This is a genomic window from Iocasia fonsfrigidae, from assembly GCF_017751145.1.
GTDB classification, from domain to species: Bacteria; Bacillota; Halanaerobiia; order Halanaerobiales; family DTU029; genus Iocasia; species Iocasia fonsfrigidae.
The window spans coordinates 2,169,776-2,188,432 of record NZ_CP046640.1 but is presented as its reverse complement, the minus strand read 5'-3'; the positions used below and the strand labels follow the sequence as shown (position 1 = coordinate 2,188,432).

The 18,657-nt window shown below is 35.6% G+C and carries 19 protein-coding genes; 17 read left to right on the top strand and 2 right to left on the bottom strand.

From position 1 onward, the window contains the following. The first annotated feature begins 3 nt into the window (after nt 1–3). Complete coding sequence (locus tag GM661_RS10495; RefSeq protein ID WP_230866810.1) at nt 4–285, top strand: acylphosphatase; 282 nt, start codon at nt 4–6, stop codon at nt 283–285. Here the strand turns inward: GM661_RS10495 and GM661_RS10490 are convergent. Next, nucleotides 282–1,157 (bottom strand): sulfite exporter TauE/SafE family protein, encoded by an 876-nt coding sequence (locus tag GM661_RS10490; RefSeq protein WP_230866809.1) that lies wholly within the window; start codon nt 1,155–1,157, stop codon nt 282–284. The genes GM661_RS10495 and GM661_RS10490 overlap by 4 nt on opposite strands. A gap of 149 nt (nt 1,158–1,306) precedes the next feature. Between GM661_RS10490 and GM661_RS10485 the strand changes: the two genes are divergently transcribed. Beyond that, nucleotides 1,307–2,455, top strand: coding sequence for a THUMP domain-containing class I SAM-dependent RNA methyltransferase (locus tag GM661_RS10485; RefSeq protein WP_230866808.1), 1,149 nt, complete (start codon nt 1,307–1,309; stop codon nt 2,453–2,455). A gap of 27 nt (nt 2,456–2,482) precedes the next feature. After that, entirely contained in the window at nt 2,483–2,899 is a 417-nt protein-coding gene (locus GM661_RS10480; RefSeq protein ID WP_269059928.1) for a DMT family transporter, read from the top strand. On the opposite strand, the gene glgP is transcribed toward GM661_RS10480, so the two are convergent. After that, nucleotides 2,896–4,530 (bottom strand): alpha-glucan family phosphorylase, encoded by a 1,635-nt coding sequence (gene glgP / locus GM661_RS10475; protein WP_230866806.1) that lies wholly within the window; start codon nt 4,528–4,530, stop codon nt 2,896–2,898. The two genes, GM661_RS10480 and glgP, sit on opposite strands and share 4 nt — an antisense overlap. A gap of 213 nt (nt 4,531–4,743) precedes the next feature. On the opposite strand from glgP, the gene dapB reads away from it, so the two are divergent. The 14 genes from dapB to GM661_RS10405 all read left to right on the top strand — a co-directional run bounded on the left by dapB (nt 4,744) and on the right by GM661_RS10405 (nt 18,649). Beyond that, entirely contained in the window at nt 4,744–5,541 is a 798-nt protein-coding gene (dapB, locus tag GM661_RS10470) for a 4-hydroxy-tetrahydrodipicolinate reductase (protein ID WP_330165205.1), read from the top strand. Nucleotides 5,542–5,626: 85 nt separating this feature from the next. Further along, nucleotides 5,627–6,487 (top strand): dipicolinate synthase subunit DpsA, encoded by an 861-nt coding sequence (gene dpsA, locus GM661_RS10465; protein WP_330165251.1) that lies wholly within the window; start codon nt 5,627–5,629, stop codon nt 6,485–6,487. Nucleotides 6,488–6,533: 46 nt separating this feature from the next. Then, complete coding sequence (locus GM661_RS10460; protein WP_164522258.1) at nt 6,534–7,127, top strand: dipicolinate synthase subunit B; 594 nt, start codon at nt 6,534–6,536, stop codon at nt 7,125–7,127. 117 nt (nt 7,128–7,244) lie between these two features. Next, nucleotides 7,245–8,453 carry an aspartate kinase gene (gene dapG, locus GM661_RS10455; RefSeq protein ID WP_230866805.1) on the top strand — a complete coding sequence of 403 codons (1,209 nt, stop codon included), beginning with the start codon at nt 7,245–7,247 and terminating at the stop codon, nt 8,451–8,453. 107 nt (nt 8,454–8,560) lie between these two features. After that, nucleotides 8,561–9,445: a 4-hydroxy-tetrahydrodipicolinate synthase gene (gene dapA / locus GM661_RS10450; protein WP_407929662.1), complete on the top strand. Its 885-nt coding sequence runs from the start codon at nt 8,561–8,563 to the stop codon at nt 9,443–9,445. A gap of 219 nt (nt 9,446–9,664) precedes the next feature. Next, nucleotides 9,665–11,341, top strand: coding sequence for a ribonuclease J (locus tag GM661_RS10445; RefSeq protein WP_230866803.1), 1,677 nt, complete (start codon nt 9,665–9,667; stop codon nt 11,339–11,341). Between the two features lie 418 nt (nt 11,342–11,759). Then, the gene (locus tag GM661_RS10440) at nt 11,760–12,695 is read left to right on the top strand and encodes an aspartate carbamoyltransferase catalytic subunit (protein WP_230866802.1); all 936 of its coding nucleotides are present in this window, start codon (nt 11,760–11,762) and stop codon (nt 12,693–12,695) included. Then, nucleotides 12,679–13,983, top strand: coding sequence for a dihydroorotase (locus GM661_RS10435; protein WP_230866801.1), 1,305 nt, complete (start codon nt 12,679–12,681; stop codon nt 13,981–13,983). The genes GM661_RS10440 and GM661_RS10435 overlap by 17 nt, the downstream gene beginning before the upstream one ends. A gap of 15 nt (nt 13,984–13,998) precedes the next feature. Next, nucleotides 13,999–14,760: a dihydroorotate dehydrogenase electron transfer subunit gene (locus tag GM661_RS10430; RefSeq protein ID WP_230866800.1), complete on the top strand. Its 762-nt coding sequence runs from the start codon at nt 13,999–14,001 to the stop codon at nt 14,758–14,760. Beyond that, on the top strand, nt 14,753–15,670 hold the full coding sequence (locus GM661_RS10425) for a dihydroorotate dehydrogenase (RefSeq protein ID WP_125990570.1): 918 nt from the start codon (nt 14,753–14,755) through the stop codon (nt 15,668–15,670). The genes GM661_RS10430 and GM661_RS10425 overlap by 8 nt, the downstream gene beginning before the upstream one ends. 202 nt (nt 15,671–15,872) lie before the next feature. After that, nucleotides 15,873–16,667, top strand: a complete 795-nt coding sequence (locus GM661_RS10420; protein ID WP_230866799.1) for a ClpP family protease — start codon at nt 15,873–15,875, stop codon at nt 16,665–16,667. After that, complete coding sequence (locus tag GM661_RS10415; protein WP_125990568.1) at nt 16,660–16,884, top strand: YlzJ-like family protein; 225 nt, start codon at nt 16,660–16,662, stop codon at nt 16,882–16,884. The genes GM661_RS10420 and GM661_RS10415 overlap by 8 nt, the downstream gene beginning before the upstream one ends. 71 nt (nt 16,885–16,955) lie before the next feature. Continuing rightward, nucleotides 16,956–17,873 (top strand): Na/Pi cotransporter family protein, encoded by a 918-nt coding sequence (locus tag GM661_RS10410; protein WP_230866798.1) that lies wholly within the window; start codon nt 16,956–16,958, stop codon nt 17,871–17,873. Continuing rightward, nucleotides 17,870–18,649, top strand: a complete 780-nt coding sequence (locus tag GM661_RS10405; protein WP_230866797.1) for an undecaprenyl-diphosphate phosphatase — start codon at nt 17,870–17,872, stop codon at nt 18,647–18,649. The genes GM661_RS10410 and GM661_RS10405 overlap by 4 nt, the downstream gene beginning before the upstream one ends. Nucleotides 18,650–18,657: the final 8 nt, after the last annotated feature.

The window sequence follows — 18,657 nt, the reverse complement described above, 5'->3', positions numbered from 1 at the left end:
AATATGCAGAGCTTTGTACGCCGGCACTTATATATTTCTGGGCGGGTTCAAGGTGTCGGCTTCAGGGCCTTTATACTACAACATGCCAGGAAAAACGGGGTAAATGGTTGGGTTAAAAATACTTATGATGGAAAGGTTGAGGCGGTTTTTAGTGGTGGGGAAGATAAGGTAACCAGTTTAATAAAACTGGCTAAAAAAGGCCCAAGATGGGCCCGGGTAGAAAATATTGAAATTAGAAAAGAAGATTATCAGGATAAGTTTGAGAAATTTACTGTTAAATACTAGTTGTCATGATATATCTGTTTGCTGTTTAGAATGTTTTTTTGTCCAAAGTAATAGGCAAAGGGAATAGTAATGATGATACTTGCTATAATGATAGGGAGGTTTTGATAAGAAATAAGGTGATTAAACGTTTTAATAAAGGTAAACAACCCTAATAAAAGAACTGATCCAGATATTATTTTTTTGAAATAGGTTTCTTTTATTTTTTTAACTATATTTACTGAAATAGGGATTGAGAGTAGTGCTCCTATAATTAGGGCCGTACCGAGTAGCCAGTCAAGGTCTTTAGCGTCAAGGGTGAAATAAGCTATAATTCCTATTAGACAAGTTAGCCCTTCTGATAATGAAGTGATACCAACAGCCTTTTTGCTATCTAAACCTGAGACCAACTGACCACCAGTTACTAATGGTCCATATCCCCCACCACTAAGCCCTTTATTAAATGAGGCTATAATCCCCAGAATAAATATTTTAGACCAGGAAAAATCACCTTGTTTATGACTGCAGATATAGGCTAAAACCCCTATTAGCATTAAAAGAAAGGCAATATATCCTTTAATAATTCTTGGATTGATCGATAGGGCACAAAATGCAGCAATAACTGTACCAATTATACTACAAACTGCCAGGATAAGGGCTATTCTAAAGCCTTTAGAGCCAAGCTGTAGATTTACATTTCCTATTTTGTGATGCATAAAGGCAGATAGTATTCCAGTGATAAACTCTGAGAGTAGTATTAAAGGCACAATCTGGAGTGGTTCATAGCCCATAAAAAGCAGGATAGGTGTTAATAGTGTACCATAGCCCATGCCAAGTGAAGAGTCTATTGATTCACATAAAAAAGCAACTAAACCAATAAGAAAATAGTTAGCCATTACCTTCCTCCAAAATATGAAAAATTTAATTTACCATATAGGATATGTTTTTACTAATATTTTTGTTACAAAGAAAACTTAAAGTTAAGTTAGTTGTTGTAAGCATATTATTAATCCAAAGAATACAAATTAGTTATAGAGGTGATTTTTTGTATAAAGGCGAAGAAGTAAATTTAATTGCAACTACTACCTTTGGGCTTGAGTCATTAGTTAAAGATGAAGTTAAAGAAATTGGATATCAATTAACGAATGTTGAAAATGGACGGGTTGAGTTTACAGGTGATTTATCAGCTGTTGCCCGGGCCAATATCTGGCTGCGCTGTGCTGAGCGAGTTTTACTTAAGTTAGGGGAATTCTATGCTACTGATTTTGATGAGTTATATGATAAGACCAGGTTATTACCCTGGTCCCAGTGGTTACCCGAAAATGCTAAATTCCCTGTTACGGGGAAATCGGTGAAGTCCACCCTTCATAGTGTGCCGAGTTGCCAATCAATTGTAAAAAAAGCCATTGTTGATAATATGAAAGAGAAATATCATAAGCAATGGTTTCCTGAAGATGGACCAGAATATCCTATTCAGGTCGCTTTAATGAAAGATAGGGTAACCTTGACAATTGATAGTAGTGGTGTAGGGCTCCATAAAAGGGGTTATAGAGAATTATCTACTGCTGCCCCTTTGCAGGAAACACTGGCTGCTGCTATGATAAAATTAAGTCGCTGGGATGAAGATAGAGTATTAATAGACCCCTTTTGTGGTTCGGGTACTATTGTGATAGAAGCGGCCATGATGGCTAAAAATATGGCCCCTGGCTTAATGAGGGAGTTTGCTGCTGAGGAGTGGCCGATAATTCCTGATCAAATCTGGCAGAGAGCCCGTGAAGAAGCCGGGGAGTTAGTTAAGAAAAAATGCAATCCCCGGATGATTATGGGGACAGATATAGATGGAAATGTTGCTGGTATTGCTCGTTACCATGCAGATAAAGCAGGTCTGGCTGAGATAATACATTTTCAGCAGAAGCCTTTTAGTGAATTTAGTACAAATAGAAAGTATGGGTATATTATTACAAATCCCCCTTATGGGGAGCGTTTAAATGAAAAAAAAGAGGTTAGAAAATTATGTAATGAGATGGGGAAAATATTCCTGGGACTTGATACATGGTCATTTTATATTTTGACTTCTTATGATGATTTTGAGAAGGAATTTGGTAAAAAGGCAAGTAAGAGAAGAAAATTATATAATGGGGGTATAGAGTGTCAGTATTATCAATACTACGGCCCCTGGCCCCCTGCAAATTAATTAGAAAGAGTGAGATAATGGAAAGATATTTTATCGCGCTTCCTTTCTTTACAATTTAAGCCTGTTGAGATAACATTTATAATGATGTGGACAGGTGCTATATTCTTTACATTACTTATGATTTTAAAATATAATTACAGTTTATATCAAATAATAAGACCTGTTAGGGAATGGCCTCTTTTTGTTGTTGTTTTTTATTTAGGGGCATTTTCTTCGGTGTTGGCTTACTTTATGATGAATTATACATTATCAAGATTAGAAGCAGCTCGTTCGGCGGTTTTTGCCAATTTAACAACAGTAATTTCAATACTGGCCGGGGTTGTTTTTAGGGGTGAGTCATTTTACTGGTATCAGGCGTTTGGTGCCTGTTTAATTATTACTGGTATTTTTGGAACAAATTATTTTGGCAAAATGAAAAAGGGAGCCGAAGAACTGCCCATTTAAACCAGGGCAGGTTCGGCCTTTTTATACATTTTTTGACTATAATCTTTAAGCATTCTTTGGGCAGAGAATCTATCCTGTGACATGGCAATACTTTCTTTCATCATTCTGACCCATCTATCTCTATCATCATAATAGATTGGTATAATGTCATTCCTTAAAATATTATAGAGGGCTAATAAATCTTTTTCATCTTCAGATAACTTTTCATCTAGGTTGGGGAATTCTTCATCAAGTATCCAGCCGTTGATACCATGTTCAGGTCCTTCGGCTACCCAACCGTCCAGAACACTTAGATTAAGCACTCCATTCATGGCAGCTTTCATTCCTGATGTTCCACTTGCCTCCATGGGTCTTTTAGGGTTGTTCAGCCAGACGTCACTTCCTTGAATTAGATAACGGCAAATTTCCATATTATAATTTTCCAGAAAGGCCACATTATCTCTATATTTTTTATCCATGGCGACCAGTGTTGCTACTATATCTTTGCCATAATGGTCATTTGGATGGGCTTTACCAGAAAAAACCAGTTGAATTTTGCCGGTTTGTAAGAGGTCATCAATCTCATCAGTATCTCTGAATATTAGTTCACTTCTTTTATATGGTGCAGCACGACGTGCAAACCCAATTATCAGATTATCTGGATTCATTCGGGCATCTGTTTTTTGGGCTATATAATCAACTAGTTTTTTCTTGTTCTGATAGTGGGCAGACCAGATATCATTATTATTGGGGAATGCCTTATTGATATTTTTATCTTGCCAGGTTTTACGATGGACGCCATTGGTAATGGAAATGATAGGGGCTGAATTGTTTAGATGTGCCCACATATCTGTGGCAGTTTTGCCATGTAATTGTGATACACCATTTGCAATATTGGACATATGGAGACAGGATGCTGTCATGTTAAATGGCTCACCACCGATGAGCTTTAATTGTTCGTAACCAAGACCATTATTTGCCCCTATTTCCATAAGTAGGTTCAGGTCGTGAGATTCATTACCTGCCTGTACTGGTGTATGTGTTGTAAAGACTATTTCTTCCTGGGTTTCTTTAAGTGCTTGTTCAAAAGATTGGCCGTTATGTATTTTTTCCCTGATTAGTTCTAGACCGGCAAAGGCGGCATGGCCTTCATTAAAGTGATATTTGTCTATTTTAAGGCCTAGTTTTCGTAAGGCCCTGACACCTCCAATCCCCAAAACAATTTCCTGGGCTATTCGATTATAATTATCACCTGCATATAGTTTATCTGTTATCCATCCATATTTACTATCAGGTCTTCCTGTTTCAAGTAGGTAAAGAGGGGCATTATTAAGTTTTTCAACTTTATGAATTTTACATTCAACACTATTTCCAGCAATCTCAACTGAAACAGATAATCCTGTATCTTCTACAAGATTATTATAGTTATGGGTGGGGTATGTGTCATAGGGATATCCTTCATGATTGATTAATTGTGTTGTATAGTCTTGCCACCATAAGATTCCGATCCCTACAACTTGGCTATTTAAGTCTCTGGCGGCTTTCAAATAATCACCGGCCAGTATGCCAAGTCCACCAGCATACAGTGGTAATTTTTCATCAAGTCCATATTCCATACAAAAATAGGCTATTTCTTTTTTTTCTTCAGACATAGTAACCTCCTTTTGGTTTTCTATTTTCTAGTTTGATGTTTTTAATGTCCTTTTATACGAAAATAATGGGGAATTTATGTTAATTATATTTGATATTTAATTTTGTTGAATAAAAATATTATCAATCATAGTCTATTTTAAGTGGATTTGAGATAATAAAATGTTATAATGTATATACAGTAAAAGATATATCTTATGAAAGGGGAAATAATAATGAATAAAAGAGTCCTGGTAAATGGTGCATGTGGTAGAATGGGACAGGAAGTGGTTAAGACTATTGTAAATGATACAGCAGATGAATTAGTAGGTGTTTGTGATAAAAATAATGAAGGTAAGGATATAAAGAAATTATTATCTCTTCCGGGACCTGAAGTAATAATTGAAGGAGATTTATTAAGCAGTATAAAGAAAAGGGAAGTAGATATTATTATAGATTTTACAACACCAGCAGTTGTCATGGATAATATTGAGCTAGGTTTATCAAATGGTATCAATATGATTGTTGGAACTACCGGTATAACAGAAGTTGATTTACAAAGAATTGATAAATTAGCCTGTGACAATGATGTGGCAGCTTTAATAATTCCTAATTTTGCTATTGGGGCAGTTTTAATGATGAGGTTTGCAGCAGAAGCGGCTAAATACTTAAATAATGTTGAAATAATTGAATTACATCATGATCAGAAAGTTGATGCCCCTTCAGGAACGGCAGTTAAAACAGCAGAACTTATTAATTATAACAGGATTAGCAATCAGCAAAATAATATAGATGAAATAGAGAAACTTCCCGGGGCCCGTGGTGGAGATAGCAATGGTATTAAAATACATAGTGTACGTTTGCCTGGACTTATTGCTCATCAGGAAGTAATTTATGGCACAGAAGGACAGAGTTTAACTATCAGGCATGATTCTTATAATCGAAAGTCATTTATGCCAGGGGTAAAACTTGCTTTAGATAAGGTAATGGGTATAAAGGGTTTAGTATATGGTCTAGAAAAGGTTTTAGATTAATATAGATAATTTATCACTTAGTTTAGGTTTATTTCATATAGTATATTGTATTCCTTAAGTTTTATTGATTTAGGAAGGGGGATTAATTATTAGAATAGGTGTAATTGGTGGAGATAAAAGAGAAGAGGTATTAATAGATAATCTTGCTCAACAAGGCTTTACATTTAAGGTATTAAAAAAAAACGCTTTAGATACAAAAGCGGTTAAATATTTTAATGATCTTAAAGAGGTAATAAGTGATGTTGATGCCGTACTTGCTCCCATGTCAAGTACAGATCATGAAGGGTATCTCAAGTCAACATTTGATAATAGAAGTATTAAATTAGATAGAAATTTTTTTAGTTTATTAGGTCCTCAAAAACCCTTTATTATAGGAATAGCCCGTCCATCTATTAAGAAAGAGCTTGAATTTGCTGGTGTAAATTATATTGAATTAGCCAGACAGGCAGACCTTGCAATTTTAAATGCCATCCCAACTGCAGAGGGTGCAATTAAAATAGCTATTGAAGAAACGGACTATACTTTGTATAATAGCAGAACACTTGTTTTTGGTCTTGGAAAAGTCGGCCTTACCCTGGCATGGCGGTTAAGAATGCTTGGCGCTGAATCATATGCTGTAACAAGGGATAGAAAAGCTGCTGCAAGAGGGAAAGACCTTGGTATCAAGATGTTTGCTTATGAAGAATTAAATGGTATTATTTCTGATACGAATATTCTTTTTAATACAGTACCTGTCCGGATAATAAGTAAAGAGATAATATCTTTACTAAAGAAAGATTCTGTAATTATTGATCTGGCATCAGCCCCTGGAGGCACAGATTTTACAGAAGCTGAAAAAGCAGGTATCAAAGCCATCCTTGCCCTCGGCCTTCCTGGCAAAATAGCACCAGTTACTGCTGGTAAAATCCTGGCAGATATTCTTCCTGGTTTATTAAGTGACCTGTAAAGGCAGGGTATATAATTGGTTATTAGGCTTAGAGGAGGTGTGTTTGTTGGAGATTAATGGTAAAAGAATTGGTTTTGCACTAACCGGTTCTCACTGCACCCTGGATAAAGTTATTCCAGTTTTGGAAGAATTCATAGAAAATGGTGCAGAAGTAACACCTATATTATCAGATGCTATTTTAAATTGTGATACCAGGTTTGGTCCTGCTAGTAAATGGGTTAATACTGTTCTTGATATAACTGAAAAGCCTTTGATTAACTCTATTGTAAAGGCAGAACCAATTGGGCCAGAAGAACTGCTGGACCTTTTAATTATTGCGCCCTGTACAGGTAATACCATGGCTAAACTGGCTAATGGGATAATTGACGAAACAGTAATTATGGCTGCAAAAGCCCAGCTCAGGAATGAAAGACCTGTTTTGCTGGCTATTGCAACAAATGATGGTCTTGGATTAAACGCTAAAAACCTTGGAATATTACTAAATACCAGAAATGTCTTCTTTGTACCGTTTGGTCAGGATAATCCAGTACAAAAAAAGAATTCTTTAAATGCCAGGTTTGATTTAGTAAAAGATGCGGCAGAATATGCCCTTGAAGATAAACAAATACAGCCAGTTTTAATAGAATATAGGGGATTGTAATTGTAATATATACTATGTTTATGGTAAAATAAAACAAAGTAGTTTTTTAAAGAAAATAAACTCTGTTAGAATTTTTTTAAATATTATCTTATAACCTGGTTTAACAGGGGGAATATAATGAAAAGAATTGTTCAAAAATTCGGCGGTACATCACTGGATACTGCTGCCAAAAGGGAATTGGTTGTCGGCCATATAAAAAAAGCTATAGAAAATGGTTACAAACCAGCGGTGGTGGTTTCTGCTATGGGGAGATTAGGAAAACCGTATGCCACCGATACCCTTATTCAAATGGCAGAAAATGCTTATTTTGAGCTAGAACCCCGGGAAAAAGATTTATTGATGGCCTGTGGTGAAATAATTTCTACAGTAATAATGGTTCAGACATTGTGTAAGGCTAAAATAGCTGCTGTAGCACTTACTGGTGCACAGGCTGGAATAATTACTGATGATAATTATGGTGAATCAGAAATTAAAATAGTTAATCCTGAAAGGGTATTATCAATAATCAAAGAGGATAAAATTCCTGTAATAGCTGGTTTTCAAGGTATTACTACAAGTGGTGATATAACTACCTTTGGCAGGGGTGGAAGTGATACAACTGCCACTGTTATTGCTGCCGCAATTGCTGCTGAATATGTTGAAATATATACTGATGTTGCTGGTGTGATGACTGCTGATCCTAATATGGTTGATAATGCTAAAATTATTGATCAGGTTAGTTATAATGAGGTCTGTGAACTGGCTTACCAAGGGGCCAGGGTAATTCACCCGCGAGCGGCAGAAATTGCTATGAAAGAAGGAATTCCGATCAAAGTTAAATCAACCTTTGATAAGGGTGCAGGGACATTGATTCATAACCGTGCTTTACGAGGTATTAAAGGTGATCATCCGGTTACCGGAGTTACCAGCAGGGATAATATTGCTTTTGTCAGGATTAATCCTAAAAAACCTGCTGAATATGCTACAGGACTTTTGGTCTTTAATATACTGGCTGATCATGGTATTAGTGTTGATTTTATAAATATTAGACCAGACGGACTCTCTTTTGTGATTGAAGCTAGTTATAAAGATAAGGTTAATAAATTATTATTAGAAAATAATTTTCAGTTTAAAATAGGTAGTGATTTTGTTAAGGTATCAGTGGTTGGTGGAGGAATGACAGGTAGACCTGGAGTTCTGGCTAAAATGGTTAAATCTTTAAGTGAAAAGGGTATTGCCATATATCAAACAACAGACTCACACACAACCATTTCCTGCCTCTTGAAAAAGACAGAGGAGAAAAAGGCCTTAAATCTTTTACATGATGCTTTCGAATTGAACAATTAGTTTCTTAGCGGTATAATATTGTATAGTAATTATTCCAGGTGTTAGATAAAGGGAATAAAAATAATTATAAAACAAGGTATTCAATTAGTTTTAATTGGGGGAGATTTATAATGAAACATTTTGGTGATGTATTAACGGCAATGGTGACACCTTTTACTGAAGAGTTAACTGTAGATTATGATATGGTACGTAAACTGGCAAGACATCTGATTAATAATGGTTCTGATGGATTGGTTGTACTGGGAACAACCGGGGAAGTGCCGACTTTAAGTTTTGAAGAAAAGGTAGAAATACTTAAAACAGTTGTGGATGAGATTGGTGACAGTTCAACAATTGTAGCAGGAACAGGCTCATATTCAACAAGTGATAGTATTAGACTAACCCAAAAGGCTGAGGAAATTGGTGTAGATGGAATTATGCTGGTAACACCTTATTATAATAAACCACCACAGGATGGTCTTTATAAACACTTTAAGCTAATAGCTGCTGAAACCAGTTTGCCGATTATTCTTTATAATGTACCAGGAAGAACATCACGTAATATTGAAGTGGATACAGTTCAAAGGCTTGCTATGATTGATAATATTATTGCTATTAAAGAGGCCAGTGGAGACCTAGAACAGGTATCGACACTATGTAGAACCCTACCAGATGATTTTTATATCTATAGTGGTGATGATGGACTTACCTTACCAACGCTTTCGGTAGGTGGGCAAGGTATTATAAGTGTGGCTGCACATCTAGTTGGTAACGAAATAAAGAAAATGGTTACTGCCTTTAAGGCTGGAAAAATAGAAAAAGCAATTGAATTAAATAAATACCTTGGGGTTATTTTTTCAGGTGTTTTTATAAATACTAATCCTATTCCAGTAAAAGCTGCTTTAAATATGATAGGAATGAATGTTGGAGGGGTCCGTCCACCACTGGTAAATTTAACAGCTGACGAAAATAGAAAGCTTAATCAGATTCTGCAGGATTTAAACCTAATTTAATATCATGGTTTAACAAAAAGATGGGATTTTTGTTTACCCATCTTTTGTTGTAAATAATTTAGACTAGATATTATATCTTTAAGACAGGCTTATTTTGTTTTAATCCTTGTTTTTTTTCTAATAAGAGGATATAATATAAACAACGGGTAATTGAACGGGTGATTTTAGGAAGTTATTTATGGTTTGTGCAAATATTTATGGAGGTGTTTTTTTTTATTAATGTCAAAAAACAATAGAATAAAGGATGTTACAATGATTCCCTTAGGTGGGTTAGGTGATATTGGAAAGAATATGTATCTAGTAGAAATTGGGGACGAAATACTAATTATAGATGCAGGTGTTATGTTTCCAGAGGATGATTTATTAGGTATTGATCTGGTAATCCCTGATTTTTCATATGTAAGAGAAAATAGTGATCGTGTTAAGGGTATTGTGTTAACACATGGACATGAAGACCACATAGGTGCAATACCCTACCTGTTAAAAGAACTAAATGTACCCGTATATGGCACAAGACTTACTTTAGGTTTGTTGGAAGGGAAGCTGAAGGAACATAATCTCCTGAGAGACTCCCGCTTAAAAGTAGTTAATCCAGGACGTTCTGTATCTGTTGGCAATATTAAAGTTGATTTTATCCGGGTTAATCATAGTATTGCAGATACATGTGCTTTAGCAATTCATACCCCACTGGGTCCGATTATTTATGCCAGTGATTTTAAATTTGATCAGACACCAATAGATGGTGAAGTGGCTGATTTTCATAAATTAGCTGAGTTAGGGGATAGTAAACCAGGTGTTTTAGCCCTCTTTTCTGATAGTACAAATGTTGAGAGGGAAGGTTTTACTATGTCTGAACAGGTTGTTGGTAATACAATTGATGAGATATTTAGGGGAGCCAGGGAGCGGATAGTGGTAGCGACTTTTGCCTCAAATATTCATCGTGTACAACAGATTGTTAATTCTGCCTGTAAATATAACCGGAAGGTAGCTTTTACAGGGAGGAGTATGATTAATAATGTAGAAATAGCACGAAATTTAGGGTATTTAACAATACCAGAGGATATGATTGTTAATATACGTAATTGTTCTGATCTGCCTGACAATAGATTGGTATTGCTTACTACCGGTAGCCAGGGAGAACCTATGGCTGCTTTAACCAGAATGGCGCGTGGTGACCATTATCACATAAATATACGTAATGGTGATACAGTTATTATCTCTGCCTCTGCTATCCCTGGCAATGAAAAGCTGATTGGTCAAACCATTAATCAGCTCTTCAAGAGGGGGGCTAATGTAATATATGAGGATGTTTCAGGTGTCCATGTATCAGGACATGCCAGTCAAGAAGAATTGAAATTAATGCTTAATCTTGTAAAACCAAGGTATTTTATACCTACTCATGGTGAATACAGACATCTTTTCCGCCATGCTGAATTAGCAAAAAGTTCTGGAATACCTGAAGAAAATATATATATTGCAGATAATGGTGATAGAATTATTTTTACTGAAAATGAGATTAAACAGGGCGAAAGTGTTAATGCAGGCCATATTTTTGTTGATGGTCTAGGTGTTGGTGATGTGGGGAATATTGTTTTACGAGATAGGCGTTTACTATCTGAAGATGGTATTTTAATTGTAGTGGTTACTATAGACCAGCATGGAACAATTCTCTCTGGTCCGGATATTGTTACCCGTGGATTTGTCTATATCAGGGAATCAGAAGAGTTAATTGCTGAAGCTACTTCTCGCCTTGAAGAAGCTCTTAAAGAATGCGAAAAAAATAATGTAACAGAATGGTCAGTATTGAAGAACAAAATTCGTGATACACTTAATGATTATATTTACAAGAAAATCAAACGCAAACCAATGATACTTCCTATAATTATGCAAGTTTAAGAAAAAACACAGCAGGCTATAGTATAGCCTGCTGTGTTTTTTTAGATAGATTAAGAAGTTTTAAAAACGCTAAAGATATTAATTGACTTAGTTTTATATTTTTGATATATTTAAAGAAATCAAATATACCTTTTAAACTAATCCAGAGAGGTTAGTAAGGGGCCTATATGAGTTAAACTGATTTTAATATTTATTTATTGATCGGTGAATAATAACCTCCTTACTAATTTAGTAAGGGGGTTTTGTTTATGTTATAGTTGAGGATAAACTTTAACTTTGAAGACCGACAAATATATTTGTCTGATTTATTTAACTTCGTGTAAAAAGTGGTTCTAAGAAAACACTAATAATTGTTCATTAAGCCTGGACGGTTGTTAGGCCAGTTTGTTCATAATAAAATTATAAGGGGGATGAAAATATGCCGCTGAAAAGAAAGGATCTGCTTGGTTTATATATTATTAGTGGGGCTGAGATTAAGGAAATACTTGATACAAGTGAAGCCATGAAAGAGATTTTTACCAGGAGTGTTAAAAAAATTCCAACCCTGCGGGGTAAGACAATAGTAAATCTATTTTTTGAACCGAGTACCCGAACAAAGTCTTCTTTTGATCTGGCAGCTAAAAGGTTAAGTGCTGATGTTATGAGTATTTCTAAGAGTACCAGTAGTGTTATGAAGGGTGAGACATTACTTGATACTGCTAAAACACTGGAAGTTATGGGGGCCGATGTTGTTGTGATCAGACATAGCATTCCTGGGGCTGCTGAATTTCTAGCTAATAATATTAGAGCCAGTGTACTTAATGCCGGTGATGGGGCACATGCCCATCCAACACAGGCTTTACTGGATTTATATACAATCAGGGAAAAAAAGGGTAAGATAAAGGGTTTAAAGGTTTTAATTATAGGTGATATTGCCCACAGCCGGGTTGCCCGTTCAAACATATGGGGTTTATTGAAAATGGGTGCTGAGGTTAGGGTAGCAGGTCCTGCAACATTATTACCGCTTGAGATAGAGAAAATGGGTGTTAAAAGATATACAGACCTGGACAAGGCCTTAGAGGGTATTGATGTAATCAATATCCTGCGTATTCAGTTAGAAAGACAGGCCAGGGGTTTATTCCCTTCTATTAATGAATACCGACATTTTTATGGTATTAACCAGGAGAGAATAAATAATGATGATATCCTGGTTATGCACCCGGGACCAATGAATCGAGGCGTAGAGATTGAGAGTGCTGTAGCAGATGGTAATAGTTCAGTAATTACCGAACAGGTAACAAATGGTGTGGCAGTCAGGATGGCTCTTTTATATCTCTTGGTAGGGAGGAATAATGAAGATGAAAAAATTGTTTAAAAATGCTTTTATAATTGATCCTTCAAATGATTTGGCAGGTAAGTATGATTTACTACTGGATGCTGATAAAATAGTAGCAATTAAAAAGGAAATAAATCAGGAAGGTTGTATGATAATTGATTTGAAGGGAAAGATTTTATTACCAGGATTAATTGATATGCATACCCATTTAAGGGAACCTGGTTTTGAAGAAAAGGAAACAATTAAAACGGGATGTGAAGCAGCAGCAGCAGGGGGCTTTACAACTATTGCCTGTATGCCTAATACTAATCCTGTTGCAGATAATCAGGCAACTATAGAGTATATAAAAGCCAGGGCTAAAGAGGCAGTGGTAAATGTAATACCAATTGGCAGTATTACAAAAGGTTCATCAGGAAAAGAACTTGCTGAAATAGGATTTTTATCTGAAGCAGGTGTTAAAGCAATATCTGATGATGGTAATCCAGTTATGAATAGTGAAATAATGCGTAGAGCAATGGAATATGCCAGTAGTTTTTCTCTGCCAGTAATTAGCCATTGTGAAGATAAAAACCTGGCTGGTGATGGTGTAATGCATGAGGGATATTACTCTACAATACTAGGCTTAAAAGGAATACCAGCAGCAGCGGAGGAGGTTATGATTGCCCGGGATATTATCCTGGCTGAAATGACCGGAGCCCATTTGCATATTGCCCATCTGAGTACTGCCAGGGGAGTAGAACTGCTCAGAGATGCTAAGAAAAGGGGCCTGAAAATTACAGCAGAGGTAACCCCACACCACCTACTCCTTACTGACCAGAAGGTTAAAGGATATAACCCTGATACAAAAGTTAACCCCCCTCTAAGGAGTGATAGAGATAGAAAGGCATTGTGTAAGGGATTAAAAGATGGAATAATTAATGTAATTGCTACTGATCATGCACCACATACTTATGAGGATAAATTGGGTGAGTATGACCTGGCTTCTTTTGGTATTTCAGGACTGGAGACAGCCCTTTCTCTCCTTTATGATAATTTTATTGATAAGAATGTATTTACATGGGAGGAATTGCTTGATTTTATGGCCTATGGTCCAGCTGAAATACTAGGTATCAAACACGGAGGGTTAAAAAAGGGTTCAACTGCAGATATAACAGTCTTCGATCCTGATATAAGCTGGAAAGTTTCTAAAGAAAAAATGAAATCCAGGGGTAAGAATACTCCTTTTGCTAATAATGTTCTACAGGGCAGAGTGGTTTTAACAGTTGTAAAGGGAAATATTGTTTATAATAATATGAATGGTGAAGCCAGGATTTTGTATGATAATTAAAAGGGGGTATTTTTTATGTTATATAAAATAGTAAGGAATGAACAGATAGGACCAGATTATTTTTTGCTGGAAGTATTTGCACCACACAATTATAATAGAGTACGACCTGGTAATTTTTTTCATTTCAAATTATCTTCACAGGGATTTGATCCCCTGTTACGCCGCCCTTTAAGTATTCATGATGTTAACTATCAAAAAAAGAGATGGGTTTTTCTATACAGGGTAGTAGGGCGTGGGACAAGTATTTTAGCAGATTTTAAAGAAGGGACAGAAGTAGATATACTGGGGCCGCTCGGTAATAGTTTTACACTTACTCAAAATAAAGAGGTTACCCTTTTAGGTGGTGGTATGGGAATTGCCCCTATATATTATTTATTAAAACAAATATATAAAGATTGTAGAGTTAATGTTTTTATAGGTGCCAAAAGTAAAAATGAGTTTATGTATTTATATAATAAAATTAGTGAGTTGGGTGTTGCTGTAAACTATGCAACTATAGATGGTAGTAGTGGTTTTAAAGGTACTGTACTTGATATATGGAAGAGTAAAGGGAGCAGGGGGGATTATCTTTATTCCTGTGGACCTGAGCCAATGTTGAAGGAAATACAAAAAATAGCCACTAAAAGAAATATGATTGGTGAGTTTTCCCTGGAAGAGAGGATGGGCTGTGGAATCGGCGTTTGTCTCTCCTGTGTCTGTCAGACAAAGAGTGGTAATAAACGTGTTTGTAAAGAAGGACCTGTATTTTCATTAGAGGAGGTGGTTTTTAATGACTAAAGTAGACCTTGGGGTAACACTTTCCTCTCTTAAATTAAAAAACCCCCTGATAACTGCTTCTGGAACCTGTGGTAATGGTAAAGAATTACAGGATTATTTTGACATTGAAAGGCTTGGGGCCCTTACTGTTAAAGGGATTACTGTTAAACCATCCAGAGGTAATCCTACTCCCCGTATTACAGAAACCCCTGCCGGTTTATTGAATTCTATTGGCTTAGAGAATCCAGGGATTGATAAGTTTATTGAAGAAAAATTAGAAATTATTGATGCCTATCAATTGCCTGTAATCGTTAATATCTCTGGTCATTCACTTGATGATTTTGCCTATCTAGCTGAAAGATTAGCTCCTTATCCCCAGTTTGCTGCCCTGGAAGTTAATGTATCTTGTCCAAATATTGCAGGTGGTGGGATGGTCTTTGGTACTAATAAGGAATTAGTCTATAAGGTTACCAGAATTGTTAAGGAAAATTACCCAGGAACAGTTATTGTGAAACTTTCTCCCAATGTTACCGATATTACGGCTATTGCCAGGGCTGTTGAAGAAGGTGGGGCAGACATTATTTCAATGATAAATACATTACTGGGGATGGCTATAGATATTGATAAACAGGCTGTGGTTCTAGGCAATACCTTTGGGGGATTATCTGGCCCCGCAATAAAACCAGTAGCCTTAAGGATGGTTTATCAGGTTGCTCAGGTGGTTGATATCCCTATTATAGGGATGGGGGGTATTATGACTGCCCGGGATGCCCTTGAGTTTATTATGGCTGGTGCCAGTGCTGTAGCAGTAGGAACTGCTACCTTGATTAATCCTGATGCAGCTCTAAAAATTATTGATGAACTGGAAGCCTATTTAATAGATAAGGGGATTGATTCTATTAAAGAATTGATTGGTAAGCTTATTAAGTAATTTCTAATATAACAGCCCTGAAGGAAATGTCTATAGCAATGGTTTATCATACCTTCAAAAACTCAAATGCCTGGCTTAGGATAATAGGTTTTCTTGATAATAAATATAGAATAATACATATTATTATTTTTGTTTAGAGATAATAATCTTTAAATGGAGCATAGATTAAAAAATAATTTTCACTTAAGGAGTGTTTTGAGTTATGAATAATAATAGAGAGTATTCAAAAGAAGAATTTTCACCTGCTACTTCCCCAGGTCAACCAGATCGAGAATTTGAGCCAGGTGGTTTACCTGATAAATCAGGAAACAAAAATAATCAGGAGCAAAATACAATGAAATCTATTCAACAACTGGGGGAAAACACTCCACCTCTCCCTGTAAAAAGTGATATACATACTATTTCTATTATAGGCCAAATAGAGGGTCATCTTGTTTTACCACCCAAGAATAAAACAACCAAGTATGAGCATATTATTCCTCAATTAGTAGCAGTAGAGGAAAACCCTAATATAAAGGGATTATTAGTAATCCTCAACACAGTTGGTGGTGATATAGAAGCTGGTCTAGCAATCTCAGAAATGTTAAGCAGTATGAATAAGCCAACAGTATCCATAGTCTTAGGAGGGGGGCACAGTATAGGGGTTCCTATTGCAGTTGCTACAGATTATTCATTAATTGTAGCAACAGCCAGTATGACAGTACACCCTATTCGCTTGACAGGTATGGTTATTGGTGTTCCTCAGACCTATGAATACTTAGATAAAATGCAGGATAGGGTTATTAGTTTTGTTACCAGGCATTCACGTATTACAGATGATGATTTTCGCCATTTAATGTTCCAAACAGGAGAACTGGTCAGGGATGTGGGAACAGTGTTGGTAGGTGAGGAGGCTGTAAATTCTGGTATAATTGATGGAGTAGGTGGTTTAAACCAGGCTCTAGAAAGACTTCGCTATATGATTAATACCAGGGAAGAGGGTTTGCATAATGATTAATTACTCTATTTATCCAGCAGATGTTGTTTTTAATGAATGGGATGAAACTGAATTAAAATATGAGGAGTTTACTACCAGTGAGGGGGTTATACTTCAGGTAAGGAGGCTGAACGATAATAATGTTAAAATAGACAGGGTTATAAGTAGTAATCCGGAGATATATTTGCGCAATGACCTTGCACCAGGCTGTATTTTAAAAAACAGCTTGCAATTGTAAAGTATAGAATGATAAAATTAATATAAGAAGCATAGTTATATTATTAGTAAAATAAGGGTGTTGATATAACTATGCATATTTTTTTGTTGGGTCTTTTTTTATTTTTAATTGGACTTGAGGGTTCTAAAAAAGGAGTAGAATTAATTTCTTCGGCTGGCTTTGAGGGTATATTACATAAACTAGCTAGTAATCTACCTAGCAGTATTTTCACTGGTATTATTGTAACAGCTATTTTACAGAGTAGTAGTGCTGTTTCAATTGTTTTAATAAGTCTTCTGGAAAGTGGTTTGATATCAGTAAAATCGGCTCTAGCTATCCTTTTGGGGGCGAATATAGGTACCACCTTTACTGTGCAACTTATATCATTTCCTGTCTTGAATACCTATCCTTATTTAATTATACTGGGTCTATTCTTAATTATACTGGGGTGTTTAACATTCAATAAAATAAAAATGCTGGGGTTTATTTTAATTTCCTTTGGCATTATCTTTGCTGGTTTGAATATGATGTCAGCTTTTTTTCAACGTGAAGAGGTAGCAGTTTTTATTAAATATCTATTGATTAAGAGTGGGAATAATGTATTATTAAATATTTTATTAGGGATGATGATCACTGCTGTTATTCAAAGTAGTAGTGCTGTTACCGGGATAACTGTTAGTTTAGCGGTGGCTAATTTAATTACCTTACCTGCTGCTATAGCTATTGCTCTGGGTAGTAATATTGGTACATGTATTACTGCCTATCTTGCCAGTATAAACTGTGAAAGAGAAGCTAAAATACTGGCCAATGGACACTTTATCTTTAATATTATTGGTGTGGTTTTATTATTACCTGTGTTTGATAAATTTGTCTATTTTATTAATCTGACCAGTACTAGCTTGATAAGACAGATAGCTAATGCACACACTATTTTTAATATATTTAATTTATTTGTTTTTTTGCCGGTTTTTAATTCGTTTGTTAGATTTATAGGGGGGGAAAAGGGATGAATTTAATTAATGTAGTTATAATTGGTATTGTTCAGGGAATAACAGAGTTTTTACCGATTAGTAGTTCAGGACATTTAGTGATTTTACAGAATTTATTTGGTATTAACGAGGGGCAATTAACCCTTGATATTTTTTTGCATATTGGTACGGTTATTCCAATTTTGATTATTTACTGGCAGGAAGTAAAAGACATTCTATTATTAAAAAAAGAGAAGAGAAGACTTAGCTACTTAATAATTGTTGGGATTATACCAACTGGTTTAATGGGTTTTTTTTTAAAAGACTTATTTACAGGGCTTTTTTCTTCAGTCTTAAATGTTGGTTTTATGTTATTAATTACAGGGTTATTTCTTTATCTTGTAGAGAAATTTGCTGTTAGTAGAAAGGGATTAGCAGATATGAAAGAACATAATGCTGTTATTATTGGTATTGCCCAGGGATTAGCTATTATCCCAGGTATTTCCCGTTCTGGTACAACCATTACAGCCTCTATTTTTCAGGGCTTTGACAGGGAATTGGCAGCTAAATATTCATTTCTGGTATCTATTCCTGTTATATTGGGGGCTGGAATGTTGGAACTTAAAGAACTCCTTGATAATGGATTTGCTGGTAGCAACTGGGCATTGATTATTACGGGAGCTGTTGTGGCAGCTGTTACAGGTTATCTAGCTATAAAATATCTATTACATGTCCTAAAAAAAGGCAGTTTAATGGTATTTGCTTATTACTGCTGGATACTTGGGGTTTTAATTATTATTTTAGCAGGATTATTTTAGAAGATGTA

Excerpts from the sequence above, each read along its gene's own strand:
- GM661_RS10405 (WP_230866797.1), top strand. The coding sequence starts at position 17,870 with ATGAATTTAATTAATGTAGTTATAATTGGTATTGTTCAGGGAATAACA.
- GM661_RS10425 (WP_125990570.1), top strand. The coding sequence starts at position 14,753 with ATGACTAAAGTAGACCTTGGGGTAACACTTTCCTCTCTTAAATTAAAA.
- GM661_RS10490 (WP_230866809.1), bottom strand. The coding sequence starts at position 1,157 with ATGGCTAACTATTTTCTTATTGGTTTAGTTGCTTTTTTATGTGAATCA.
- GM661_RS10410 (WP_230866798.1), top strand. The coding sequence starts at position 16,956 with ATGCATATTTTTTTGTTGGGTCTTTTTTTATTTTTAATTGGACTTGAG.
- GM661_RS10420 (WP_230866799.1), top strand. The coding sequence starts at position 15,873 with ATGAATAATAATAGAGAGTATTCAAAAGAAGAATTTTCACCTGCTACT.
- GM661_RS10445 (WP_230866803.1), top strand. The coding sequence starts at position 9,665 with ATGTCAAAAAACAATAGAATAAAGGATGTTACAATGATTCCCTTAGGT.
- GM661_RS10440 (WP_230866802.1), top strand. The coding sequence starts at position 11,760 with ATGCCGCTGAAAAGAAAGGATCTGCTTGGTTTATATATTATTAGTGGG.
- GM661_RS10415 (WP_125990568.1), top strand. The coding sequence starts at position 16,660 with ATGATTAATTACTCTATTTATCCAGCAGATGTTGTTTTTAATGAATGG.
- dapG (WP_230866805.1), top strand. The coding sequence starts at position 7,245 with ATGAAAAGAATTGTTCAAAAATTCGGCGGTACATCACTGGATACTGCT.
- GM661_RS10435 (WP_230866801.1), top strand. The coding sequence starts at position 12,679 with ATGAAAAAATTGTTTAAAAATGCTTTTATAATTGATCCTTCAAATGAT.
- GM661_RS10430 (WP_230866800.1), top strand. The coding sequence starts at position 13,999 with ATGTTATATAAAATAGTAAGGAATGAACAGATAGGACCAGATTATTTT.
- glgP (WP_230866806.1), bottom strand. The coding sequence starts at position 4,530 with ATGTCTGAAGAAAAAAAAGAAATAGCCTATTTTTGTATGGAATATGGA.
- GM661_RS10495 (WP_230866810.1), top strand. The coding sequence starts at position 4 with ATGCAGAGCTTTGTACGCCGGCACTTATATATTTCTGGGCGGGTTCAA.
- dapB (WP_330165205.1), top strand. The coding sequence starts at position 4,744 with ATGAATAAAAGAGTCCTGGTAAATGGTGCATGTGGTAGAATGGGACAG.